Origin of the sequence: Bacillus sp. CH_70 (assembly GCF_038007045.1) — a bacterium.
GTDB lineage: Bacteria > Bacillota > Bacilli > Bacillales > Bacillaceae_G > Bacillus_A > Bacillus_A cereus.
This window is the reverse complement of record NZ_JBBOWL010000001.1, coordinates 1,286,706-1,311,103: the sequence shown is the minus strand read 5'-3', so window position 1 is coordinate 1,311,103 and position 24,398 is coordinate 1,286,706. Positions and strand designations below refer to the sequence as shown.

Here is a 24,398-nt window from a genome sequence, read left to right as displayed (position 1 = left end):
TTTGCCTATTCCCCTCCGTTCTCATTATATTTATATACTTTCGTTGCACGATAATATAAGTAAATTAACAGAACAGAGAATAGAACAACGATAATCGATAACGCAGATCCAAACGGCCAGTCACGTGCACCTAAGAATTGGTTTTGAATAACGTTTCCAATTAATGCTACTTTCGATCCGCCCATCACGTCTGATACAACAAACATTCCGATAGAAGAAACGAATACTAAAATAGAACCAGTCGCAATTCCTGACATTGTCATCGGCACTGTTATATTCCAAAATGCCTTTATTGGTGTTGCTCCTAAATCATAAGCCGCTTCTAGCTTACGCTTATCCAGCTGCTCAATTGCTGCATACACTGGTAAAATCATAAATGGTAATAAAGAATAGACCATTCCGAGTATTACAGAAGGCGTATTATATAATAAATTTAACGGTTCACTAATAATGCCGAGTTTTAATAACAACGTATTCACAAGACCTTGTGAACGTAAAATAACAATCCATGCGTATGAACGAACAAGAAAGTTAATCCAAAACGGGATCGTTGCCAATAATAAAAGAATAGAACGATATTTGCGGTCAACAATTGTAATTGTATACGCAAATGGATAACCAATTAATAAACATATTACTGTAGTAATAACTGCAATCTTAACAGTTTCCCATAACGTTCCTAAGTACAATGGATCAAACACACGGGATATATTCTCCAGCGTAAATTGCATTTCTACTGTCCCGTAAGCTCCGCGCTGCATGAAGGCGAATCCTAATACGAATACGAGCGGGATTAGGAAGAAAATTAACAGCCACGCGACTGTAGGTAGTGCGAGTAATTTCCCTTTTTTCAATTTAAGGTCACCTCGTCCTCTTGCTCCCAGCCTACATATACATTATCTCCAATGCTCCACTGCGCTGCCTCTTCAGCAGTTTGATATGCCATTAGTAATTCTGATGTTTTCTCATCACGTACATAAAGCTTCTCCATATTTCCGACAAACTCGATATCTTCAATATGTCCAAGATGGTATTCTTTTAAAATTGATTCTTCAACCGAACGTACTTTCACATTTTCAGGGCGAATTGCTACATAGCCTTCCCCATTTTTCACAATATTATTTTCACCGATGAATGTCGCAACGAACAATGTTTTCGGCTTATTATAAATTTCTTTCGGCGTTCCAATTTGTTCGATATGTCCTTTATTCATAACGACGATACGATCGCTCATGCTCATTGCTTCTTCTTGATCGTGCGTTACGTATATAAACGTAATTCCTAAATTACGTTGTAAGTTTTTCAATTCACGTTGCAAGTCTTTTCGTAACTTAAAGTCAAGCGCTCCAAGTGGCTCATCTAATAGTAATACACGCGGATTATTTACAATCGCTCTTGCAATTGCAACACGCTGCTGTTGTCCACCAGAAAGCTTAGCAGGTTTACGATTACGGAACTCAAGTAACTGCGTTAAACGCATTGCCTCTTCAGCACGCTCTTTCTGCTCTGCTGCTGATACTTTCTGCATTTTCATACCAAAACAAATATTCTTCTCTACTGTCATATGTGGGAATAGTGCGTAATGTTGGAACACTAGGTTCATATGACGCTTATATGGCGGCAAATCGTTAATTCTTTCATCATCTAATAAAAGATTCCCTTTAGTTGGAGTTTCAAATCCTGCGATCATACGAAGTAAAGTCGTTTTCCCGCAGCCACTCGGCCCTAAAATTGTTAAAAACTCTCCCTCTTTAATATCTAAAGAAAGAGGTGGGATAATCACTTGATTTCCAAAATGTTTTTCAACTGCTTCAACTTTAATAATCTTTTTCATTTTCCCGTCCTATCTACCTTAAATTTTAAATTTTTATATTCATGAATAAATATTTATGTTCTATAGACTATTTTTTGTTTCGATCCAAACAAAAATGGTTATTTAGCAAGCGTTCGTTTCTATTCTTTATGTAGTATGTTTGATTCATTTTCGCATGATACATAACGTCGAACAGAAAAACCCCTTCCATTGCGAAGGGGCTATTATCATACGGCTACGCCTACTGATAAACACCATCATCATTTTAACAACTTTCGTATGAATTTTAAAGCACTTTTTGTAGAAGAGTAACGAATTTTCATGTCGAATGCTGTAGATTGGGCTAAAATGCTTTTATAATGTGAAAAAGTCCGAAAACTTTCTTCCCCATGATAACCCCCTAATCCACTACTTCCAACACCCCCAAAAGGTAAATATGGCGTGGCAAGATGGTAGACAACATCATTAATACAGCCTCCACCATATGAAATATTACTCGTCACTTTCTTTTGTACTTCTTTATCTTCCGAAAATACATATAACGCTAACGGCTTCGGATGTTGCTGGATTGTGCCAATTACATCTTCTATATTGTCGTACTCTATGATTGGTAAAATCGGACCAAAAATTTCATCTTCCATAACAGCATCTTGCCATGTAATATCCGCTAGCACTGTCGGTTCAATATGTAATGTATCTTTCTCATAGTTTCCACCAATTACGACTTGACCATCTTGTAAAAATCCACATAATCGTTCAAAATGACGCTCACTTACAATACGCACATAATTTTCATTTTGCAAAGGTTCTTTACTATACTGCTCTGTGATTTCATGTCGCAGTGCCTCAACTAGCTGTTCTTTCACGGAAGAATGCACGTACATATAATCAGGCGCTACACATGTCTGCCCTGCATTTAAAAACTTACCCCAAACAATTCTTCTTGCTGTCATCTCTATCTTTGCATCTTTATGTACAATACAAGGACTTTTCCCGCCAAGTTCTAACGTAAGCGGCGTCAACTGTTTCGCTGCTGCTTCCATTACAACTTTTCCAACGCCAACACTACCAGTAAAGAAAATATAATCAATTGGTTCCCTCAGCAAAGATGTACTCTCTTCAACGCCACCTTCTACTACCGCTACAAGCTCTTCTGGGAATAATTCACCTAACATTCTCTTAAGCACTTTTGAAACGCTTGGCGTTAACTCTGACGGCTTTAAAACGATTGTATTTCCAGCTGCAAGTGCTCCTACAAGTGGTGCAATTGCTAATTGAAAAGGATAGTTCCACGGTGCAATAATAAGCGTCACACCATACGGCTCTGGCACTACTTTTCCTTTTGATCCAAAATGAGTGAGTGCTGTTCGAACTCGCTTCGGTTTACTCCACGATGACATATGTTTCAATTGAAAGGAAATTTCTTTTAATACATATCCAACTTCCGTTGTAAACGACTCGTGAACTGACTTATTTAAATCTAATTTCAATGCCTGAAATATTTCTTCTTCAAAACGCTGAATGCCTTCATAAAGCTTCTTCAAATTATTCTTTCTCATTTCGATGCTTCTCGTATGCCCTTTTAAAAAATATTCCTTTTGCCTACTTACAATAGAGGTAATACTCATTCACTCACCTTCTCCCACTATTTTTATCCAATTCTTTCATTATTTATATAGACTTCATATATAACAAATTTCTATTCTTAAAGTTACATTATATATGACTTTTTCAGCTATATAAAATTCATTGCTCACAAAAAAACTACCGAAAGAGAATCTCTCGGTAGTTTTACTGTATTAACGATATAAACGAACAGCACCTGCAGAATTATCATCAGCTTGTCCTACTACTTCAAACTTCAGACCAAGCTTCGGTAAAATACGTCCTGCATCTGGAATCTGTTGATTAATATACGTTTTCGAATCATCAAATTTCGGTACACCCGCTAAGCCATCATACGTATACGTTCCACGCGTTGGAGATACAACTTTCCAAGCTGGCGTTTTATCGAATGAGAATGCAGCATCAGCGATTTGGAATCGTGTACTACTTTCAATTGTCGGTTTACCATTTAAAGTCCCTACAATTGCTTCTGGATGAGAATCAACTACACCAAGGAAACCATGTCCTGGATGTAAACCAACCCAGTTATCTGCGTAAGCTGAGTCCGCATACCATACAACCATACCTGAGTTATATTCTGGACCGCGAGCAAATTTCAATGCGCTATCTGATCCAGTATGGTTTCTCCACTCTACGTAGTAATTATGTTTTTTCTTCTCTGTTCCGCTAGATACAACGAAACCATCTAATTTTAATTGTGGTGTACCTTCTGCATCATCAGAGAATACTACTTTACCATCCACTGTTAATGAAGCATTATCAAGTAGGAAACCATTTAATGCTAAACCACCATCCGTAATGTACTCAAACGTTAATTTTACTTTTTTACCTTTGAATTGACTTAAATCATATGATTTGTCAATCCATTTTCCATTTGTCGAATCTGCATTTCCACTATTTGCTTTCTCGCCAAGTCTTTCAATTAACGTTTTTTGACCATCTTCTGTTACAGCATGTACTTCAAGGAAATCATACTCTGCTTCGATTTCATATAACGATTTGAAATCAAATTTCGCATTCGTTGCATTCGTTAAATCGAACAGTGGTGTTTCTAACGTTGTATGAAGATTGTCACCTTTTGTACTGTAGTAATACTGTTTACCAAATGCTGGTGCAATTGTTTTTACATCTTTATCTGGTAAGTTAACACGAATCATACCTGGACGGTTAGATTTCGTAACACTTTGATCTAAATATGTTGCTAGACCGATACCTTTATTTAATTTCTCGTAATCTACTTCTACGATATTTGCCCAGTTACCACCGATTGTTTTTTGGAAAAACTCTTTATTTTGTGGTGAGAAACTCGTCGGTGTTGTTCCAGCGATTTTACCCGCCCAGCTGCCGCCACTCATAACAGACCAAGCTTGAATTGGCTCACCATGACCCGTATAGTCTGTATCATACTCATCTGGAAGACCTAAATCATGACCATATTCATGCGCGAATACACCAACTGCGCCATCTTCTGGTTCAATTGTGTAGTCGAATGCTGCCATCTTTCCGCCCCAATATGGAACTTTCGCTTGTGTACCTTCAATTGCGAATGGTTTTGGTCCAACTGTCCAGCGATGTGACCAAATTGCATCATCACCTAATTTACCACCGCCAGCTTCTTGTCCAACACCCGCATGAATAATCATTAAATGATCGATTAAACCGTCAGGTTGATTTTGATTTCCATCACCATTTACATCGTATTGATCGAACTGATCAAACTGTGATAAATCAAGACCGCTATCTACAGCTGCCTTTAATGCATCTTTTACTAGATCACGTGGTCCTTTTGGTCCTTTATTATCATGACCTGTAGCAGCATCTGCACCGTAATCAGCAGCTTTCCCAGGAACTGTTAACCATTTTGTAACTGTTCCATCCACTGTGTAACTACCACCGGATTGCTCTTCGTAATATTGTTTAAACGTTTCGATTTTGCTACCATCCTCTAATGCGAATGGCTCATTACCAAATAACATTTTTTCATAATGTTCTTTGTTAAAATCGTCAGTATACATATAACCAGGTTCTTTATCAATATTGTTATGTTTAAAGTCAGCGTACTCTACAAGTAAAACGAGTACTTTATCTTTACGAACTTCACCGTTATATTCTTTTCCCTTTGCTGGAGAAGTTGGTACTTTACCATTTAGACCACCCTTAACTGGGCCTGTCGCTGCAGGTGTCCCTGTTGCTGGCTGATTTAGTTTTTCTTTCGTGTCTGCTTTCGCATCTTTCACTTTCTTTAAAAAGTCAGATGCTTCTTTCGTAAGTTGATCCCCATTTGTTGCTTCTTTCCCAGGATTTTCACCCTTTTTGTTCTCTACATACTTTTCAACAGCTTTCTTTGTTTCTTTCTCTGAAGCTGAAGAATCAATTACCCCACGTTTTTTCAGTGCATCTGCTAAACGTTCTTCTGGAATTAAATGATCATCGACTGGGCTCGTAGCTGTCTTATTCACAGGTGTTTCAGCATATGCAGATTGAGTGCCAGCTCCGAATGAAAGGCCTAATACAGCTGTTAAAGCGATTGATGACAAAACTTTGAACGGTTTCTTGTTCATCCCATATTTCCTCCCCTAATAAATAATATGTATTACAAATTGAATTTTATTAAAAATTCAATATTTTTTCAATATTTAGTAATATTATGTAATGTTTTTAATATATTTGTAAAAATTTCATAGTTAGCATACGAATATATCACAATTCAACAATGTTTTCTGAAAATATTGAAAGTTTTTATCGAACAATTTATAATTTCCATAGAGGGAGTTTAATGGGGATTTTATCTTTGTTTCATCTACAAAATATTTGATAATTCACTATATAAAACACAAAATCCGATTGCATTATCATGTATTCTGTAGCAGCAATTATGACCGATAATTAGGGAGGAATTACATTTGTACAAAGATAAGACAGACGCACTGGATCAAGAATGGATTGATTTAATACTTGAAGCTCTAGATGCTGGTATCGCCATGCAAGACATTGAGCAATTTTTCCAACGTATGAAGCCATCCAGTCAGGCTCAATAGGTTTGTTCTTTTTAACGAAGTTTATGTTATAATAATGACATCATAAGACAACTACATATTGATAGAAAGGTGCGCAAATATGATTGGAGAACGTATAAAACGCCTTCGTTTACAAAAAGGGATTTCATTAACTGAACTTGCCGAAAAAGCTGGCGTTGCTAAATCTTACATTAGTTCTATAGAACGAAATTTACAAAAAAACCCTTCCATTCAGTTTCTTGAAAAAATCGCAGCAGTTCTACAAATTCCAGTTGATACTTTACTTCATGATGAAACAACAAAGGAAACTAACCTAGACTCCGAATGGACACAACTCGTTAAAGATGCAATGAACTCTGGTGTCTCCAAAGAACAATTTCGTGAATTTCTTGAATTTACAAAGTGGAAGCAAAATCAAAAATAATAATAGAAAGAAGTGCTTACAACCAGCACTTCATTTTCTTTATAAAAAAAAGCGGGAATACCCGCTTTTTTATTATTTTTCTTCCCCAGCTTCTTGGTTAGCATTGAATGTCCATTCTAAATTCAATGTATCACCTTGGAAGATATTTTGGTCTTTTCCATCATCTACAAATTCAAATTGCACCCATAGATAATCCTCTGTACCAGCTGCTAATCCACCCTTTTCTCCCCACTCAGGAGCAAAGATGTCTTTAGCTAAAAGATCTGGATCCACATTTTGTAAGTCTGCTAAAGTTGTTTCGTATACAGGCTCACTTTGTTTATCCCAGTTCCAAAGGAATTTTACTTTAACGTGCTTACCAAAGTCTTCACCAGCATTATCACCTTTTGCATCTTTAACAGTATACTTTGTTGCTAATTTAACGTCTTTAATAGTTAACGAACCGCTGTTTTGTAATAAGAACTCTTTCTTAACAGAATCCCCTGGTTTTAAATCTTTAATATCTACAAGCGTCTTAGGGTTTAATGTAAGGTCTAACGTCCCAGCTGCAAATGTATTGTTTGATACTTCTTTATCGCTAAAGAATGCAAATGTTCCTCCACCAATTAAAGCTAACCCCAATGCTGCTGATGCAACTCCCATACCTAATTTCTTTTTCAGACTCACAATCAATTCCCCCTAGCTTTTTTTTATATTTTTATCACTTATTTTTCAATAAGAGATGTAAAGAAAACTATATTAGCTTAGCTAATATGTGTTCTTTTTTAAAAACCTTATGTTCATTATAACGAACAAACCTATATAAACACAACACATATTTATTAATATTTTCAGTTATTTTTATTTCTCAATATTATTTAGACTTTTCAGAAAAACGAATGATAATTTATATCTTTTTTCACACTCAAATCATTTAATACTATAAGAAAAAGCAAAACAAAGAGGTGAGGGCTAACTTTCCCTCACACTCGTATAAATATTACTAGTCTTGCTTATTCGTTCACACTCTCTTACACCACATTCTTATTTTCCGGCTGTTTCACTAAAGCAGTTACTCCGCTTTTTTCTGCTCTTCTACTTTCTTTTGTTCTTCTACTTTCTTCTGTTCTTCTACTTTCTTTTGTTCTTCTGCTTTCTTTTGTTCTTCTACTTTCTTCTGTTCTTCTACTTTCTTCTGTTCTTCTACTTTCTTTTGTTCTTCTACTTTCTTCTGTTCTTCTACTTTCTTTTGTTCTTCGGCTTTCTTCTGTTCTTCTACTTTCTTTTGTTCTTCGGCTTTCTTTTGTTCTTCTACTTTCTTTTGTTCTTCGGCTTTCTTTTGTCCTTCCGCTTCAATTGCAACGTTTAATTGTTGCTGAAGAGCCTGAATTTGCTCATCAATAGCTTTCAAGCTAATTTCTTTCTCAATATAGTCACGCTTCTCTTTGATACTGCGGAAGCCTTCATTTACATATATGGACACTTGCTGCATCGACTCATCTTTATTTACCTTTAATTCTTCTTGTATTTGATTGTAAGGAGCTTCTATTTCAGTATATACATTTTGCAGGGCTTCCTTCTCAGCAACAATTTTCTCACGCCCTTGTTGCCATACAGAAATCGCCTGTTTTATTTCTTCAATAGAAGTTGCTTTCGATTTTCCCTTCATCGTTCCATACTCACGCTCAATAAACTGTTTATGTTTCTCAGATTGCTCTTTTAACGTATTAACTGTTTTCGGAAATATAATTGCTGTAGAAAACGTCGCTTCTACTTTCGTTTCATGAATGAACGCCGCTTCTGTATGCGTCATAATTTGAGATCCTAAATAAAACGTAATAGAACACATACACGGCAATATAAGCATCTTTTTAAAATTACGCGGTCTTTTCAGCATCTTAATCTCTCCCATCGAACATTACGTTCTTTATACAGAACATTATCTATATTATAGTAAAGAACTATTAAAATTGATAGACAAATACTAGAAAAATAGAAAAAGGGCTATCCATGTGATAGCCCTTTTTGTTATTATCTTTCTTCACCTGCTGTTTGTTGTGCATCAAACGTCCAATTTAATTGTAACTTATCGCCTTGGAATTGATTTTGATCTTTTCCATTATCAACGAACTCAAATTTCACTTTGAATTTATCAGATTTACCTGCTGAAATACCTTTTTCATCCCAGAACCAAGCCGATAAATCATTATCTACAGCTGTAAGTGTGTCACCTTTTAATTTATCTAAAGTAGTTTGTTTCACAATTGTCTCATGCTTATCTACATTTTTTAAGAATGTTACTTTAATATGTTTACCAAAATCATCTTTATTATCTTTCTTTACATCTTCTACATTATAATCTGTTTTCAGTAAAACCTTTTTAATATCTAAAGAGCCTTTATTTTCTAGTTTAAATTCTTTTTCAATTGTATCCCCAGGTTTTAAATTTGATACGTTAACAACTGTTGATGGATTTAATGCTAAATCCAGTGTCCCAGCCGCAAATGTATTGTTTGACACTTCTTTATCACTGAAAAATGCAAATGTTCCTCCACCAACTAACGCTGCTCCTAGTACTGCTGATGTAATACCCATTCCTAATTTTTTCTTTAAAGTCATGTCCATATCCCCTTAATATATATATTTGTTAACTTCCTAAACGGAAAGTATAACCAAACGAACTAGACGGATTGTTCTACTTTTTTATCTTTCTTTTCTCCGTCAATGCTACGAATAGCCCCAAAAATAGAAATCGCGGAATATCCAAGTAAAAAGACTCCTGGAATAATAAGAAGTAATGCTGCTCCCGCTTTTGAATTCGCATAATTCAGTAAATAACCAACGTACGGAACTGTAATATCTGCATACTTTCCAACTACATTTTCTGCAAGTACTGGCTCTAAATCTGGTCCGTTGTTGTTATCCCCTTTTGTTTCATACATTACTTTTCCATTTGTATCTTTCACACCGATAATACGGTGAGTGATAATTTTTTGATCTTTCTCTTTAAAGGTAATAACATCACCTTTTTGATATTTAGAACCATCTTTGTTTGGTTCTATTGCAATGATTGATCCTGTTAAAAACGTCGGCTCCATTGATCCTGAAAGAACGCTCTTAAATTGATATCCCATCACTGTCGGATCACCACCGCTTGCTTTTGAAGAAATAACTACAAAAGCTAAAAAAACCATCAATGCAAATAAAACAAATGAGATCGCGTTGCTAATTATCTTCCATATTAATTTCATCGTCTCTCTCCCTCTCCGTTGTTTTATATTATTTGAAGTATGCAATATCCATTACGTTCTTTAACAAGAACACAAGTAAATGATATAACGAACTTTAAGTTATTGCAATAAGAAAATTTACAATTATTAGTTATTTAAAGTATAAAAAAAAAGACTGTGCCAAAATTTTACACAATCTTTTTATTAGTAATTTATTTACCTTCTGATTTCATTCCTTTTGTATTTCGGCGCAACACTACATATAAAATTGCTCCAAATAATACAATTGCACCTATCCCAACACTTATTACTTTAACATTTGAGTCTTTTACTTCAGGCATAGTTGTATCTTTTTTAGGCATCGCAAAAGTGACATCTTCTGTTGAAAGAACATTTACCGTCGCAATTGTTTGATTATTTTTCGTAATATCAACTGCACCAACTACCTCACCACGATGTATTCCTTTATGATATAAAGATTCTTTATCTAATGAAGCCGCCCGGAAAATAGTTTTCACATTTTTCCCTTCATCTTTCTTAAGCATAAGCTCCGCACTTTGTTCCAACTCAGAATTAACATCTTTATTTAAATATGTTGTTTTTTGATGCCAATTATGTTTATCAAGCACCATTTGCTTCGTAAATTGACCGAAAGAATATTCCGCCATCTGCTTCAAATCTTCATAAATTTCAGGTCTTTGAGAAGCCATTACTACGCTTATAATACGGTTTCCATCTTTCTCATTTAATAAAACAAGTGTATTACGCGCTTCATTCGTAAACCCTGTCTTACCGCCAATGCTATATGGATTTTCAAAAAAATTAGATTTATTAAAAATAGACACCGTCTGCCTAGACGTCGTAACTGTCGTTCTTTTCGTATTCATCGCTTGTAAAATTTCAGGATACTTTTGCACACCCTTCGTAATCATAGCCATATCATACGGCGTCGTATAATGGTTCGGATCATGCAGTCCATTCGGTGTTACAAAGTGGCTATCTTTCGCCCCTAATTGCTTCGCTTTCTCATTCATCATATTAGCGAAATTCTCAACACTCCCGCCAATCCGCTCCGCAATCGCATACGACACATCATTCGCACTCAGCACCATTAAAATCATAAGCGCAGTATTTCTATTAATTGTCTCTCCAGGTTGAAACTCAATTTGATAATTACTCTTCTCTTGATCTAATGCTAATTGTGAAAATGTAAATTGATCCTCTGGCTTTGTATGCTCCATGAGTAAAATCGCTGTTAACACCTTCGTCGTACTAGCAGGATATGCTCGGTGATTTGCGTTTTTGTCATACAAAACATCTCCTGTTTTCGCATCAATTGTCGTTGCAAACTGACTAAAAACATTCGGTCCTTCTGCAGGTGGTGGTGCAACTTGTTCTGGATTTACTCCAATATTCGTCTCAGCACGCAATGTCATAGGTGTCAACAAAAACAAACAAATAACTGTAATAAAAACCAAAATTTTCTTAAAATTTACCATATGACTCTCCCTTTTCCATTTACTCCTCTAACAAAATAAGAAATCTACCAATCATATGTAATTTGTATTAAACTGGAAGAATTTTCACTATTTTTTACTATATCATATTTTTACGATAAAGAACATAAATATACAATAAAAATAAGAAGGAATTACTCTTTCTTATCCTTCTCATCTATCAACGAATCTATTAACTTTTGACTAGCTTCCTCGGGCGTAATCTCATCGGTTATCCCCATAAACGACCAACCTTTAGAATCGACCCACTCAACAAACTCTTGTAAAAATTCATCATGTGTAACATCCACATCAAGAATCGAGCCATTAATCGAAATCGTTCTATTTTTAGACACGCGCATCTTGAACGTTTTTCTTACCATTACAACTTTTCTCCCTCTACTTCTGAATATTTATAAAGTGAAACTTTCATCAACCCTCACCAATCGGACTTTTACGGCCATCCCAATCCCAACCTAACTTCTTTACTTTTGCTAAATTTCGAGGTAAGGGATCTTACTGCCCGCAAATAGCGAGATAAAATAATCATGTATCTCTGTTATACATGATTTTCAGTAAATTGTAAAAAGGATATATTGGCCAATTTAAATAGCAAAAATGAAAATCTCTTACCTACGTAAACGTAATACGACATACAATCGCTCATAAATTATTAAATAAATCCATAAAAATATACACGTTAAAACATAATTGAGTAAGCCATTCTAGTCTTTTGGAAGATATTATCTAAAATAGTATACTAAACGGATAAAGGATATTTGAATAAAGAAACTGAGGCTTTCTATTTAGCTGGACTCTTAAATTGTAGACTTAGAGACTGATGCCGGAATTCATATTTAATTTCTATTTCTGTACATAATATCGTAAGAAAGAAGGTAGTACTGTGAAAACAACAGAAAATTTTACTGACAGGGCCGATATATATGCAAAATATCGCCCTAGTTATCCTAATGAATATATTGATTACTTGCTTTCAGCTAACCAACTGAAAGGGAATCGGATTGTGGCTGATATTGGTTCAGGTACGGGGATATTTAGCCACCAGCTGCTTGAAAGTGGTTTACATGTTATTGGAGTTGAACCAAATGATGATATGAGGAAGATCGCTGAGCAATCGTTAAAACTATATTCTCGTTTTCAATCCATAAAAGCAACTGCTGAACATACCACTTTAAAAGAAAATAGTGTAGATTTAGTAACTGTTGCCCAAGCATTTCATTGGTTTAATAAAGAGGCTTTCAAAATCGAATGCCAACGAATTTTAAAACAAAAAGCAAATGTTGCACTTGTTTGGAATAGTAGAGATTTAACTAGTCCACTTATTAAAGAGAACGCAGAAATTTGCCAGAAAACCTGCCCAAACTTTAAAGGATTTAGCGGTGGAATAGATGAAACTCCAGAAGTATTTAACAGCTTTTTTAAAGATGGAAAGTATGATTTTAAAGAATATCAAAATGATTTACTTTTTGATTATGAAGGGTTTTTGGGAAGGAATTTATCAGCATCTTATGCTCCGAAAGAAAATGACAAAGAGTATAAAAATTTTGTTTTTCTCCTATCAGATCTATTCGAAAAATACAGTAAAAATGGAAAAATTATTCTCCCAAATTTAACGCGAAGTTATCTAGGCAATGTATAAACAGCCTGATACAAAGAGACTTTGATCGAAATTAAAACAAGCCTAGCCCCTTCCTGAATGTAGAACGAGGTTAGGCTTGTTTTGCATTTTACCACATCAAATTCAAATGACTTTCGTACAATAAAGTAGAATATATTAGAAAACACCTTAAACTGAGGAGGAACTCAATGGCGCGTTGTACGTATTGTAAAACGAAATGGAAAGTAAAAGACGTATGGTCGATACTCTTGGCATTTGAAAAAGATTGTCCGTATTGTTTTGGGAGGCAATATCTATCAAAGAAAACAGTGAACGCTATGCCAGAACTTATAAGCTTACCTTTACACTTCTTGTTCCCTTTTCTTGTTGATTTGAGTGATGAAGGTCCTTTCAATTGGTATCGGAAATAATATAACCTCTACATCCAAAGACTACTTTCTACTAAATTCGCTTCTCATCATTATCCCTTTATACATTACTCTCATAATCGCTTATACTTTCCCTTTTAAAGATCCCATAGCTCAACAGGAAGAGCGTCCCCTGAACAAATTTTATCAATTATGACTAAAAAAAACAGTGATATATGTATACTGTTAAACATAAAAAATTAGCATTAGGTTCCAATTAAATATTAATTGAAACCAACCACTACTTGTATTCTGTAATTCAGAATACAAGCAGTGTTTTTATTATGCATTTTTGCATACAGTATTATTTTCTCTTGTAAATAGATAATAATGGTATATAATAAAATCAACGTTTTACCAATAAAAGGTAATAAAAAGTAGTGGGATAAGCAATTAACCAAAACGTATTAACAGATTTGTTCTATGTAAATCATGATACATATATGGAATCAAAACTATGAAATTTTATGTAGAGATTAGATTACTACAAGATGAAAGATTCATAGCGAATGCACTCGAGGAAAAAAGTGTTCGATTAGATTAACGTTATAAAACTACTTAATGTGATATCTATGGAACGAATTGAAAATATACTTAGGGGGAATTTTAAGTGAAAGCATTTGGTAAAGTATTATTAACAGGAGCTTTAGCTTTAGGCGGTTTAACAGCTATGAACATTGATACACCGAAGGCAAATGCTGACGGAGCAAGCGAGTTCTGTCGTTATATTTGTGGTCCTAGCGAAACGTTGAATGGTGTTACAGTTCAAGTACACGCTACAGAATATAGCTTCGGTCAAAACGTAATTGCAAGAATTACAAATGAACGAGCTGAAGATATTCATTACAATGTCAGCATCGAGAAAAAATATGGCGATAACTGGGGAGAATATGATACTTTCTTCCATTGGCAAAATCAATGGGTTCCAGCTGGAAGTAATGATGAAATTTCTACTTTCACAGGATATGGCGAAAACATTTCAGACAATGGAACATATCGCTATAAAGTTGAAGTTGTAAGTGCTGACGGTTCTGTAGATACAATTTACACAGCAGGAATGACAGTTAGAGGACGATAACTCATGAACGAGCCCCATTATTTATGATTGTATTTTTGAAAATATCATTGATAATCGCGGTGATATTATTATTAAAATAAGCTCTTCGGGGCTTATTTTTTATATAAAAATTGGAATGATAATATCCAGAAAATTAAATCTTTACACCATTAAAGTTTGTTGTTATTATAGGAATACATTAAATGTTACAATATTCAATAAATTATACAAATCCTTCGATTACACGAATGAAATGAAAACACATTGCTGATCGTAATATTTATAGTTGGGATCCCGTAGCTCAGCAGGGAGAGCGCCACCTTGACAGGGTGGAGGTCGCTGGTTCGAGGCCAGTCGGGATCATAGGAAAAACCCCTTGATATTCAAGGGGTTTTCTTTATGTAGCAAATAAATGATTATTATTAAAACTAAATTCCCCCCCTACTTCTTGTCTTCATTTTGGAGAAAAACATAAATTATATCAATCATCGCTCTGCGTTGTTCGCCAGAACTCGATTCTTTACTCTCTTTTGGGATCTTTTTAAAGTTCTCTTTGAAAAATAGCTTAATACGATAATTTATATATAAAAATTATCGTAACAACAAAAAACTACATAGATTAACTATGTAGTCTTTTTAAATATGAATAAACCAATCTTATTTTTCCCCTAACTTGATTGCCCTTTTGATATTACTAAATGCGCCTTTACCATATAATAATACGCCACCGCGGTAAACACGACTCGTTAAACCAATCATCATACATATTGTTGCGATTAGAATCGCTAATGCAAGCGCAATCTCCCATACTGGGATATTGAGGAATCCAATTCGAACGAGCATAACAATAGGAGTAAAGAAAGGTATATAACTAGTAATGGTAACAACCGTGCTACTTGGATTTGACATTCCATAAAGTGCGATATATAAAGCAGCAATTAACATAAACATCAGCGGCATAACAGCTTGAGAAGATTCCTCTATACGCGTAATGATAGAGCCAAATAGACAAGATAATGAGCCATATAATAAGAATCCTAATGTGAAGAATAGAATCCCATAAAACACTAGAGTTGGAGCAACAGAATTTAAATCAATACTATTTAAAATATCATTTTTCGAATCATTAATTGCTGTTTTATATCCAACAGTTGCGACCAAGCCCCAAATTATGATTTGCGTAATACCAGCCGATAATGTCGAGAATAGCTTCGCATATAAATGTTTGGTAGGCGAAATACTTGAAACAACTAACTCCATAACACGAGAAGATTTCTCTGTTGCAACATCTGTCGCTAATTGTGCAGCATACATTAATATCATTACATAATTTAGCATGATAAAGACATTAATTAAAATCCCTACACCCTCAGTATGTTCTCCATCTTTAACCTTATCTGAAACCGTTTTGGTATGAATTTCTACTGGCGTTGTTAACACCTTTAATTCATCTTGCGATAGATTCAATTGCTGGGCGAAGTTAGAAGATTGTATTTGAGATAAAATCGTTTGAACCTTGCTAACATCTTGCTGATTTACATCCGTCTCAGTTATATACGTAGCCTTTAATTGTTTATTATTCAATTCCTCTACAACGATTGCATATGTATAATCACCATTTTTAACACCTGATTCTGCTTTTTGTTTATCCGTGCTACGTTTAACTTGTATCTTACTATCGACATTTTTAAACACTTGATGAATGGTTGAATATAATTCTTCTTTTTCTGTAACAACAACAACTTGATCGTCCTCGTTACCTGCAAACAAGTTATAAATCTTGTCAAAATTCATCAATCCTATAATTAACATAGAAACTATTATTGTAATAGCAAAATATGATTTTGATTTCACTTTAGATTTATAGTTTTGTAAAAAAATTGTCCAGAAACTACTCATTTTGTGCACCTACTTTCGCAATAAAGATATCATTTAATGTAGGCTCTTCTACTGCAAACTTTTTAACATATCCTAATTTTGTTATCTCTTTAAATAAAACATGTGAAACTTCTTCATATGAAATTTTAAGAGTAACTGCATTTTTACGTTTCTTCATACTTTCTACACCTTTTATTTCTTTCAAATGGTCAAAGTCATGATCGCCAACGATTACAACGTTCTTTTTACCAAAATCACTTTTAATTTTGGCAATGTCACCCTGAACAACAGGTACACCTTTGTACATAATACAAATGTGTTGGCATAACTCTTCCACATGTTCCATACGATGTGAACTAAAAAGAATTGACGACCCTTGTTTTTGCATATCAAGAACAGCGTCTTTTAACATTTCAACATTTACTGGGTCTAAACCACTAAATGGTTCATCTAAAATTAAAAGTTCAGGCTTATGTATAATCGCTGTTATCAGCTGGATTTTTTGCTGATTCCCTTTAGAAAGTTCTCCTACCTTTTTGTTCAGATGCTCAGTAATATTAAAACGCTCCAGCCAATAGTGAAGTTCTTTTTCTGCATCTTTACTTTTCATGTTCTTTAGTTTTGCAAAAAAGTTAACTTGTTCTTTGACAGTCATTTTCGCATAAAGACCACGTTCTTCTGGTAAATACCCAATTTTATCTGTAACACCATAATTTATAGGTTTACCATTCCATGAAATGGTCCCACTTGATTTCGATAAAAGTCCAAGTATCATTCGAAATGTAGTCGTTTTACCTGCTCCATTCCCGCCCAAGAATCCAAATATTTCACCTTTTGGTATCTCAATATTCAAATTATCCACTGCAACATGCTCGTCAAATTTCTTTGTTAAATCTTTAATTAGTAAACTCATTATCCACACCCTTAATTCCCAAGATGATTTATTTATACAATTGTATATCCATAGTCAACCACAATATTTTGCCCTCTAATGGCATCGCTTTTATCAGACATTAAAAATAAAATGACATTTGTTACATCTGAAATTTCAACAAATTTTCTATATGGAATTTTTTTCAATAACTTATTTCCTTCAAAGGACTTCAAATAACTTTCGTTATTATCGTTTATGCTATAGGATAGTGAATTGTATACCACTGTAATGATTCATTTTTTATCTTTCAAAAATGAATCATTACCAACAAATGTTATATTTCGCATTATAAGGTTAGCATAAGATTTTAAATATTTAATATGCAATTCTGCATATTTTAATACTCTCAATTATTTACATAGTGTTTGACCATCTTTATTTAAAGCAGCCCCCACATTTACAAAATTCACTTAAAACAAGAATTTGTTTATCCATACTTTTTCTATAATTTTTCATGGAAGAACTGAAATTAATTAGTACCCCTGTTAAACACCTAAATCTGATACTTAAACTAACTAATCTTCCTCTAATAAATTGTTGTCTTATTTAACTTCACAATTAATAGTATCCATCAGGCATAGTCACAACATCTTCGTACACTTCCTCATTAAAGCTGAAGGAACACTAATTAAAATCTGGTCCAGAAATTTTACCTTTCTACGTTACAGGATCCGCATAAGAAAACATAGAATACAGTACCTCCTCTGTTACAACTAGCTTTATGTCTTGAATTCAAAAAAAACATAATATCTAATTTATATAATTAACTTCGTGCGTTCAAATCTCTCCAGTTTCATAAAAAAGAGACACCATATCAACCTTTTACGTGATATGGTGTCTCTTTTTTATCTAATTCAATTACTTCCCACCAAACATCTTCTCCAAAGACTTCGCATTGGCAAACAATACTTCTTTCAAGTTATCGTCAGCAACGATTTTATAGTCGCCATCTTTGTCTTTCTTTAAGTTCAATGTAACTTCGCGAGTTGCCATTGCTGCATCTTTATCCGTTAAGTTTTTGATGATAGTTGAGGTCATTGTTTTTTCGATCGCTTTTTCAGATTGTTCTTTGTCTTCGCTAAATGCGCTAGCGAAGGCCATTGGCATAACTTCTCCCACTGCTTTTGTTACAGCAACGGATAGATCAGCAGATGTAATTTTCACTTTCACTTCTGCTTTGTCATCCTTTTTCGATACTTCTTCTAGCTTTTCAAATTTAAAGTTCTTTGTAATTGCACTTAGCATTGCTTTTGCCTCAGCATCATCTGTTTTTTCATTTAGTTTATTAAATTCCTTGTCACTCTCAACAAATGTACGAGCTTTTTCTACATCACCTTTTTGTATCGCTGTTAAAAATTCTTCTGTAGTATCTTTCGGATTTGCACACCCTGCTAAAACACCTGCTGTTAATCCTACTACCATCATTAATAGCAATAATCTCTTTATCTTTTGCACGCTCATTCTCCTCTTATCTTTTCTAGTAAGTCAGCATCATACAATATTATGAAACTGACATTACAAACATTTTTTAGTATAGCATTTATATGATTCGTTTTCTATTAATTCCCAAAAGATAAAGGACCTTGCAGCATTCCTACAAGGCCTCTCTTCTATCAATCTGTATCCGTAGCACAAATGAACCACATTTTCTGTTCCCTACTACCTTCCACATACTCCGATCAAAGATCATAAGCGATAACCAAAGATATATATTAATAGCAGCAAATAATAAATATAAAATGAAATCTCTCTTTTGTATTGCTCCTCTATTCATCAAAATGCAAGCGGCACCGATAGGGGACAAAATAAAACAAAGGAAAAAGTTTTTCTTAACACCCACGGATACGAAATTACTGTCTGCATATGAATCTCCTTTTCATCATAATACTTGCTTCAACATCGGCCTCACTACCCTATATTTATCACTATAAGCTTCCTTTATGATTAAAGGCGGGTAATCACTTTTTTCTTCCTCAATCATTGTGAATACTTCTGTTTTCTCTTGTAATGTATTAGATTCTTTATTTTTAGTAGGTTTTTACTTGTTTTAATTTTCTTTGTTACTTCGCCAAGTTTTTGCCCAACTTCTTCTATTTTGGCAGATTCATTCGTAACATAGTATTCTTGTTCGTCCCATACTAACATAGGTGGCACTTGTTCTCGTTTGTTACATATTATATAAGTAGTACTAGCTACAAGTAGTAGACAAGTTAATAAATAGAAGATAGTTTTTTTATTCATATACTACACTCCTTATCTATCATTTCATTGGATTATATAATACAAGTCATTTATAGTAAATGGATTTAGTGGTAATTTTTAGGTTGAATAATAAAGAAAAACCTTACCGCAGTAAGGTTCCGTTTTTACATTCTATAGTGACCGACTTATTAAAACAATCATTACAATAATCGCAATAAACATAATAACTAAACAGCCGATCATTTTATAAAATCCTCGTTTCGTTAACGTCCCGCCTTGAACGTCTTTACGAATAAATAAGAATACCGCTAAAAATAATACAAGCCCAATGCCAAAAGCATACATCATTTGCATATGTTAATCTTCCTTTCTCTCTTCCATCTTAATATCTTTTTGCCAAAACAACAAATGAGATAAAGACGGTACTCATTGTAAGTGCCATAAGTATATTCAATAATTCAGTAGCAGATAGTGTAAGTATTTTTAAGTTTAAGCCGATAGAGAAAAGAAGATAATATGCTGTTAATGCAAAAAAGGTTACAAACATTCCTTTATAACGAATAAGTTTCATTCGCTCGTCTTTTTCTTTAAATTGCGGGTGTAAGTAGCTTAGACAGAAACTCATAATCATCATCCCAAGCAATGGATACGTTATAGCTGGCGGTGCAGAATGCGTCATTATACCTGTTAATATCATAAATCCACTCATAAATAGAAAAATAACACCCATAATTACAAAGTACTTTTGTGAATAATTCATCCCTATTCCCCCTCTTCTTTTCCTTCATAAATAAATACATGTTCTATCGTTGTTTGAAATGTTTTTGCTATTTCAAAGGCTAGCGGAAGTGATGGATCGTATTTCCCCTTTTCAATTGAAATGATGGTTTGTCTGGAAACCCCGAGTTTCTCAGCCAGTTTTTCTTGAGATAGTCCAAATTTCTTTCGGTATTCGACCATTTTATTTTCCAAGGAAATTTCTCCCTCCTCCCATATATCGAGTATATATGTAAAGCAACCTTTACATCAAGGTTACTTTACATTTATCCCAATCATTTTTCACTCTATTTATATAGAAGAAACTTGTTCGATTTCAGCACGTCTATTTTGTAATAAAACATGGAACACTGTATGTAATCGTTACTATATTTCCTCCTCACCTTTTTTAAAATTTAATATCTTCATATTTGTTTTATCCTTTTAAAATATTTCATTTATTTCTTTATTTCACGAAATACGTTATTTGTTTTACGGTGTTTTTCGTCATATTTATAGAAACTAACTGTTTATGGAGCATTTTTTATGTTTAGCAACTTTTTTTGTAGAAATCCTTCATTTTCCTTTCGATATTTAACACTATCGAAATAAAGTTTACGATAAATTCATAATTTTTTATTTTTTATACTATATTCCGTTATATTGTTGTATAATATCTATGAAAGCGCTTATTATTTCAATATACATAATTCAAACTAAATTTTATCAAAACATTCTAACTATTATACCTATATTTAAATGCAACAATTATAGCTATTAGTATAGGCATACCAAATATATCCACCCCATTTTTCTGTAAAATTACTTTATAAAGTGAAAGATTAACTTGGGTGATAAGTTATTGTGAATGTTTTTTTACAAAACAGATAAGTAATAGTGTTTGGTATTATGTAAATTATTGTAATAACATAAGAGTAAAGAAAACATTTACATTGATTATTGATTCATTACTTATTGAAAAAGAGCAAAATGCACCTTTGTATGGAAAAGGATTATATGCATTGGGAGGTTTAAACAAATGACGAGGAAGAATACAACGACAAACCCTTGGGCCAAGTTCCACGGTCCGAACCTTGGTTATGTTATTGAGCAGTATGATCTTTACGTAACTGGAGCAGGTTCTGTTGATCCGGAATTACAAGAGCTTTTTGAAATTTTTGGAGCTCCTTCGTTTCAAGATGATGTCGTAACAGGGGACAACACAGCAACACATTTTTCTCCTCAAAACACAGGTAACATTGAAAAGATTCTTAAAGTCGTTCAACTTGTTGAGCAAATTCGTTCTTTCGGGCATACGTTGGCTCACATTAACCCGATGGAAGATGCTGCAAATGGACAATCACTTCTTGAGAAAGCAATGAGTGAACTGAGCGATGCTGACTTGAAAGCGATTCCAGCGAAAACAGTATGGCAAGATGCACCAGAAGGTATTCACACTGCACTTGATGTAATTCATAGATTAAAAGACGTTTATACAAAATCTTTAGCTTATGAATTTTCTCATATACAAGATAGTGAAGAACGCGCGTGGTTGCATCAAATGGTGGAATCAAATTCATTGCGTCAACCACTATCAAATAAAAAACGAACTGCTCTTTTAAAACGTTTAACAGCTGTTGAAGGTTTCGAGCAATTCTTGCATAAAACATTCGTTGGGCAAAAACGTTTCTCTATCGAGGGCGTTGATATGCTTGTACCTGTTTTAGATGAAATTGTTCTAGAAGGTGCTAAGAACGGCGTAGAGGATGTCATGATTGGTATGGCTCACCGCGGTCGTCTAAGCGTACTTGCTCACGTATTAGAAAAACCATATAGTCACATGTTTGCTGAGTTCAAACATGCAAAAATAGAAGGCGCAGTAGCCAATTCTGGCTGGACTGGCGACGTAAAATACCACCTAGGTAGAGAACAAGTCGTTAGTAACGAAGAAGTTAGCACTCGCGTGACATTAGCAAATAACCCGAGTCATCTTGAGTTCGTGAATCCTGTAGTAGAAGGTTTCGCACGTGCTGCTCAAGAGAATCGTAAAAAATCTGGTCTTCCAGATCAAGATACTTCAAAATCATTCGTAATTTTAGTTCATGGTGATGCTGCATTCCCTGGTCAAGGTATTGTATCTGAAACGTTGAACTTAAGCAGATTGAACGCGTATCAAACAGGCGGAACGATTCATGTTATCGCAAACAATGCAGTTGGTTTCACGACTGATAGCTATGATTCTCGTTCTACGAAATATTCAAGTGACCTTGCAAAAGGTTTCGATATTCCAATTGTTCACGTAAACGCTGATGATCCGGAAGCTTGTCTTGCTGCTGCTAACCTTGCGATTCAATATCGCATGTTGTTCAAAAAAGACTTCTTAATCGATTTAATTGGTTACCGCCGCTACGGTCATAACGAAATGGATGACCCAGCAGTTACGCAACCACAAGTGTACAAAAAAATTAAAAATCACCCAACTGTAAGAGCAATTTACGCAGATCAATTACAAACTGCTGGTGTTCTAAATGCAGATGAAGTTGAAACAATTACACAGTTTATACAAGAGCAATTAAAATCCGACTATGCACAAGTACCACCAGCTGATACGGGTGATGCAACAATTCACGTTAAAGTGCCAGATGTTGTTGCAAAAGGTATTCAACCAATCGATACTGGTATTGAACTTGACTCACTTCGTGCAATTAATGAAGGTCTACTATCTTGGCCAGAAGGATTTAACGTATATCCAAAAGTGAAGAAAATTCTTGAGCGCCGTAAAGATGCTCTTGAAGAGAACGGTAAAATTGAATGGGCACTTGCTGAATCATTAGCATTCGCTTCTATTTTACAAGAAGGTACGCCAATTCGTTTAACTGGTCAAGATTCACAGCGTGGTACATTCGCACACCGTCATATCGTATTACACGATACTGATACAAACGAAACATATTCACCATTACACCGTTTACCAAACATTAATGCTTCGTTCTCTGTTCATAACAGTCCGTTATCAGAGGCTGCTGTTGTTGGTTACGAATATGGTTATAACGTATTCGCTCCAGAAACTCTTGTTATGTGGGAAGCGCAATATGGTGACTTCTCAAATACTGCGCAAGCATTATTTGATCAATATGTTTCAGCTGGAAGAGCAAAATGGGGTCAAAAATCTGGTTTAGTTCTTCTATTACCACACGGTTATGAAGGTCAAGGACCAGAGCACTCTAGTGCACGTCCAGAGCGTTTCTTACAGTTAGCTGCTGAGAATAACTGGACAGTTGCAAACTTAACGAGCGCGGCACAATACTTCCATATCCTGCGTCGTCAAGCATCTATCTTAGGAACAGAAGCTGTTCGACCATTAGTACTGATGACGCCGAAGAGTTTATTACGTCACCCACTTACGCTTTCAACTGCTAATCAGTTAAGCGAAGGACGATTCCAACCTGCTTTAGAACAAGAAAACCTTGGTATGAAACCAAATAAAGTAAAACGTCTTGTTTTAAGTACAGGTAAAATGGCGATTGACTTAGCAGCAGAAATCGAGTCTGGTAAACATGAGTACAACTTAGACGAAGTTCATGTCGTTCGTATTGAGCAATTGTACCCATTCCCTGCTGAGAAAGTTCAATCTATTATTAAACGCTTTAAAAACTTAGAAGAAATCATTTGGGTTCAAGAAGAACCTCGTAATATGGGCGCATGGCATTACATGGCTCCAATTCTGTTCGAACTTGCTGGAGATAAAGTGAAAACAGGTTACATTGGACGTCCTGATCGCTCTAGTCCATCTGGAGGCGATCCATTCGCTCACAAAGCTGAGCAAGAACTAATTGTTGCACATGCTTTAGATGTGAAGTATAACTTCCGTCAAGATAAACAAGAAATTGAAGTTTACAGCAACTAAAAAGTAACAATGAAGGTTTCTAGCTTGTTCCTT

At 34.6% G+C, this 24,398-nt stretch carries 23 protein-coding genes, 1 tRNA gene and 2 pseudogenes; 7 read left to right on the top strand and 19 right to left on the bottom strand.

All coding sequences use genetic code 11. From position 1 onward, the window contains the following. Nucleotides 1–5: 5 nt before the first annotated feature. The 4 genes from potB to inhA1 all read right to left on the bottom strand — a co-directional run bounded on the left by potB (nt 6) and on the right by inhA1 (nt 6,000). The gene (potB, locus tag N2V79_RS06705) at nt 6–854 is read right to left on the bottom strand and encodes a spermidine/putrescine ABC transporter permease PotB (RefSeq protein WP_000715500.1); all 849 of its coding nucleotides are present in this window, start codon (nt 852–854) and stop codon (nt 6–8) included. After that, entirely contained in the window at nt 851–1,834 is a 984-nt protein-coding gene (potA, locus tag N2V79_RS06700; protein WP_000720336.1) for a spermidine/putrescine ABC transporter ATP-binding protein PotA, read from the bottom strand. Before potA ends, potB begins: the two co-directional genes overlap by 4 nt. Nucleotides 1,835–2,073: 239 nt before the next feature. Further along, the gene (locus tag N2V79_RS06695) at nt 2,074–3,441 is read right to left on the bottom strand and encodes an aldehyde dehydrogenase (protein ID WP_340719731.1); all 1,368 of its coding nucleotides are present in this window, start codon (nt 3,439–3,441) and stop codon (nt 2,074–2,076) included. Nucleotides 3,442–3,612: 171 nt separating this feature from the next. Beyond that, nucleotides 3,613–6,000 carry a M6 family metalloprotease immune inhibitor InhA1 gene (gene inhA1 / locus N2V79_RS06690; protein WP_069355256.1) on the bottom strand — a complete coding sequence of 796 codons (2,388 nt, stop codon included), beginning with the start codon at nt 5,998–6,000 and terminating at the stop codon, nt 3,613–3,615. Between the two features lie 342 nt (nt 6,001–6,342). On the opposite strand from inhA1, the gene N2V79_RS06685 reads away from it, so the two are divergent. Then, complete coding sequence (locus N2V79_RS06685; RefSeq protein WP_000276219.1) at nt 6,343–6,477, top strand: anti-repressor SinI family protein; 135 nt, start codon at nt 6,343–6,345, stop codon at nt 6,475–6,477. A 79-nt stretch (nt 6,478–6,556) separates the two neighbouring features. Continuing rightward, a complete protein-coding gene (locus N2V79_RS06680) occupies nt 6,557–6,880 on the top strand; it encodes a helix-turn-helix domain-containing protein (protein ID WP_000578885.1) in 324 nt (107 codons plus the stop codon). 72 nt (nt 6,881–6,952) lie between these two features. Here the strand turns inward: N2V79_RS06680 and calY are convergent, their stop codons facing one another. From calY to N2V79_RS06650, 6 genes are all read right to left on the bottom strand, one after another. After that, nucleotides 6,953–7,546: a biofilm matrix protein CalY gene (gene calY, locus N2V79_RS06675; protein ID WP_000053715.1), complete on the bottom strand. Its 594-nt coding sequence runs from the start codon at nt 7,544–7,546 to the stop codon at nt 6,953–6,955. Between the two features lie 385 nt (nt 7,547–7,931). After that, nucleotides 7,932–8,756 (bottom strand): DUF4047 domain-containing protein, encoded by an 825-nt coding sequence (locus tag N2V79_RS06670; protein WP_199716944.1) that lies wholly within the window; start codon nt 8,754–8,756, stop codon nt 7,932–7,934. Between the two features lie 134 nt (nt 8,757–8,890). Beyond that, entirely contained in the window at nt 8,891–9,478 is a 588-nt protein-coding gene (locus tag N2V79_RS06665) for a CalY family protein (RefSeq protein WP_000172852.1), read from the bottom strand. A gap of 62 nt (nt 9,479–9,540) precedes the next feature. Beyond that, nucleotides 9,541–10,110, bottom strand: a complete 570-nt coding sequence (gene sipW / locus N2V79_RS06660) for a signal peptidase I SipW (protein WP_000767792.1) — start codon at nt 10,108–10,110, stop codon at nt 9,541–9,543. Nucleotides 10,111–10,301: 191 nt separating this feature from the next. Continuing rightward, nucleotides 10,302–11,588 carry a D-alanyl-D-alanine carboxypeptidase family protein gene (locus N2V79_RS06655; RefSeq protein ID WP_069355253.1) on the bottom strand — a complete coding sequence of 429 codons (1,287 nt, stop codon included), beginning with the start codon at nt 11,586–11,588 and terminating at the stop codon, nt 10,302–10,304. A 152-nt stretch (nt 11,589–11,740) separates the two neighbouring features. After that, on the bottom strand, nt 11,741–11,968 hold the full coding sequence (locus tag N2V79_RS06650) for a hypothetical protein (RefSeq protein ID WP_000251856.1): 228 nt from the start codon (nt 11,966–11,968) through the stop codon (nt 11,741–11,743). Nucleotides 11,969–12,489: 521 nt separating this feature from the next. Between N2V79_RS06650 and N2V79_RS06645 the strand changes: the two genes are divergently transcribed. The 4 genes from N2V79_RS06645 (at nt 12,490) to N2V79_RS06630 (ending at nt 15,051) form a co-directional block, all read left to right on the top strand. After that, the gene (locus N2V79_RS06645; protein ID WP_069355252.1) at nt 12,490–13,245 is read left to right on the top strand and encodes a class I SAM-dependent methyltransferase; all 756 of its coding nucleotides are present in this window, start codon (nt 12,490–12,492) and stop codon (nt 13,243–13,245) included. A 167-nt stretch (nt 13,246–13,412) separates the two neighbouring features. Then, on the top strand, nt 13,413–13,634 hold the full coding sequence (locus N2V79_RS06640) for a hypothetical protein (protein ID WP_053564957.1): 222 nt from the start codon (nt 13,413–13,415) through the stop codon (nt 13,632–13,634). Between the two features lie 607 nt (nt 13,635–14,241). Further along, nucleotides 14,242–14,709: a hypothetical protein gene (locus tag N2V79_RS06635; RefSeq protein WP_340719730.1), complete on the top strand. Its 468-nt coding sequence runs from the start codon at nt 14,242–14,244 to the stop codon at nt 14,707–14,709. Between the two features lie 269 nt (nt 14,710–14,978). Beyond that, a tRNA-Val gene (locus tag N2V79_RS06630) sits at nt 14,979–15,051 on the top strand. A gap of 294 nt (nt 15,052–15,345) precedes the next feature. Here the strand turns inward: N2V79_RS06630 and N2V79_RS06625 are convergent. From N2V79_RS06625 to N2V79_RS06585, 9 genes and pseudogenes are all read right to left on the bottom strand, one after another. Then, nucleotides 15,346–16,587 (bottom strand): ABC transporter permease, encoded by a 1,242-nt coding sequence (locus N2V79_RS06625; RefSeq protein WP_069355233.1) that lies wholly within the window; start codon nt 16,585–16,587, stop codon nt 15,346–15,348. Next, nucleotides 16,580–17,479, bottom strand: coding sequence for an ABC transporter ATP-binding protein (locus N2V79_RS06620; RefSeq protein WP_340719729.1), 900 nt, complete (start codon nt 17,477–17,479; stop codon nt 16,580–16,582). The genes N2V79_RS06625 and N2V79_RS06620 overlap by 8 nt, the downstream gene beginning before the upstream one ends. A gap of 32 nt (nt 17,480–17,511) precedes the next feature. Then, the gene (locus tag N2V79_RS06615; RefSeq protein ID WP_000723764.1) at nt 17,512–17,646 is read right to left on the bottom strand and encodes an SDR family oxidoreductase; all 135 of its coding nucleotides are present in this window, start codon (nt 17,644–17,646) and stop codon (nt 17,512–17,514) included. 712 nt (nt 17,647–18,358) lie between these two features. Continuing rightward, on the bottom strand, nt 18,359–18,955 hold the full coding sequence (locus tag N2V79_RS06610) for a DUF4878 domain-containing protein (RefSeq protein WP_001169495.1): 597 nt from the start codon (nt 18,953–18,955) through the stop codon (nt 18,359–18,361). A gap of 139 nt (nt 18,956–19,094) precedes the next feature. Next, nucleotides 19,095–19,363: pseudogene (locus tag N2V79_RS06605) on the bottom strand (hypothetical protein). A gap of 16 nt (nt 19,364–19,379) precedes the next feature. Further along, nucleotides 19,380–19,741: pseudogene (locus N2V79_RS06600) on the bottom strand (hypothetical protein). A 132-nt stretch (nt 19,742–19,873) separates the two neighbouring features. After that, nucleotides 19,874–20,056: a DUF3976 domain-containing protein gene (locus tag N2V79_RS06595; RefSeq protein ID WP_001178297.1), complete on the bottom strand. Its 183-nt coding sequence runs from the start codon at nt 20,054–20,056 to the stop codon at nt 19,874–19,876. Between the two features lie 28 nt (nt 20,057–20,084). Next, complete coding sequence (locus N2V79_RS06590; protein ID WP_048564894.1) at nt 20,085–20,462, bottom strand: hypothetical protein; 378 nt, start codon at nt 20,460–20,462, stop codon at nt 20,085–20,087. A gap of 2 nt (nt 20,463–20,464) precedes the next feature. Next, the gene (locus N2V79_RS06585; RefSeq protein WP_000428506.1) at nt 20,465–20,674 is read right to left on the bottom strand and encodes a helix-turn-helix transcriptional regulator; all 210 of its coding nucleotides are present in this window, start codon (nt 20,672–20,674) and stop codon (nt 20,465–20,467) included. 823 nt (nt 20,675–21,497) lie between these two features. On the opposite strand from N2V79_RS06585, the gene odhA reads away from it, so the two are divergent. Then, entirely contained in the window at nt 21,498–24,365 is a 2,868-nt protein-coding gene (odhA, locus tag N2V79_RS06580) for a 2-oxoglutarate dehydrogenase E1 component (protein WP_075718293.1), read from the top strand. The last annotated feature ends 33 nt before the right edge of the window (nt 24,366–24,398 follow it).

Excerpts from the sequence above, each read along its gene's own strand:
- odhA (WP_075718293.1), top strand. The coding sequence starts at position 21,498 with ATGACGAGGAAGAATACAACGACAAACCCTTGGGCCAAGTTCCACGGT.
- inhA1 (WP_069355256.1), bottom strand. The coding sequence starts at position 6,000 with ATGAACAAGAAACCGTTCAAAGTTTTGTCATCAATCGCTTTAACAGCT.
- N2V79_RS06665 (WP_000172852.1), bottom strand. The coding sequence starts at position 9,478 with ATGACTTTAAAGAAAAAATTAGGAATGGGTATTACATCAGCAGTACTA.
- N2V79_RS06625 (WP_069355233.1), bottom strand. The coding sequence starts at position 16,587 with ATGAGTAGTTTCTGGACAATTTTTTTACAAAACTATAAATCTAAAGTG.
- N2V79_RS06670 (WP_199716944.1), bottom strand. The coding sequence starts at position 8,756 with ATGCTGAAAAGACCGCGTAATTTTAAAAAGATGCTTATATTGCCGTGT.
- N2V79_RS06590 (WP_048564894.1), bottom strand. The coding sequence starts at position 20,462 with ATGAATTATTCACAAAAGTACTTTGTAATTATGGGTGTTATTTTTCTA.
- N2V79_RS06650 (WP_000251856.1), bottom strand. The coding sequence starts at position 11,968 with ATGGTAAGAAAAACGTTCAAGATGCGCGTGTCTAAAAATAGAACGATT.
- N2V79_RS06655 (WP_069355253.1), bottom strand. The coding sequence starts at position 11,588 with ATGGTAAATTTTAAGAAAATTTTGGTTTTTATTACAGTTATTTGTTTG.
- N2V79_RS06640 (WP_053564957.1), top strand. The coding sequence starts at position 13,413 with ATGGCGCGTTGTACGTATTGTAAAACGAAATGGAAAGTAAAAGACGTA.
- N2V79_RS06595 (WP_001178297.1), bottom strand. The coding sequence starts at position 20,056 with ATGCAAATGATGTATGCTTTTGGCATTGGGCTTGTATTATTTTTAGCG.
- N2V79_RS06620 (WP_340719729.1), bottom strand. The coding sequence starts at position 17,479 with ATGAGTTTACTAATTAAAGATTTAACAAAGAAATTTGACGAGCATGTT.
- sipW (WP_000767792.1), bottom strand. The coding sequence starts at position 10,110 with ATGAAATTAATATGGAAGATAATTAGCAACGCGATCTCATTTGTTTTA.
- N2V79_RS06695 (WP_340719731.1), bottom strand. The coding sequence starts at position 3,441 with ATGAGTATTACCTCTATTGTAAGTAGGCAAAAGGAATATTTTTTAAAA.
- N2V79_RS06680 (WP_000578885.1), top strand. The coding sequence starts at position 6,557 with ATGATTGGAGAACGTATAAAACGCCTTCGTTTACAAAAAGGGATTTCA.
- potA (WP_000720336.1), bottom strand. The coding sequence starts at position 1,834 with ATGAAAAAGATTATTAAAGTTGAAGCAGTTGAAAAACATTTTGGAAAT.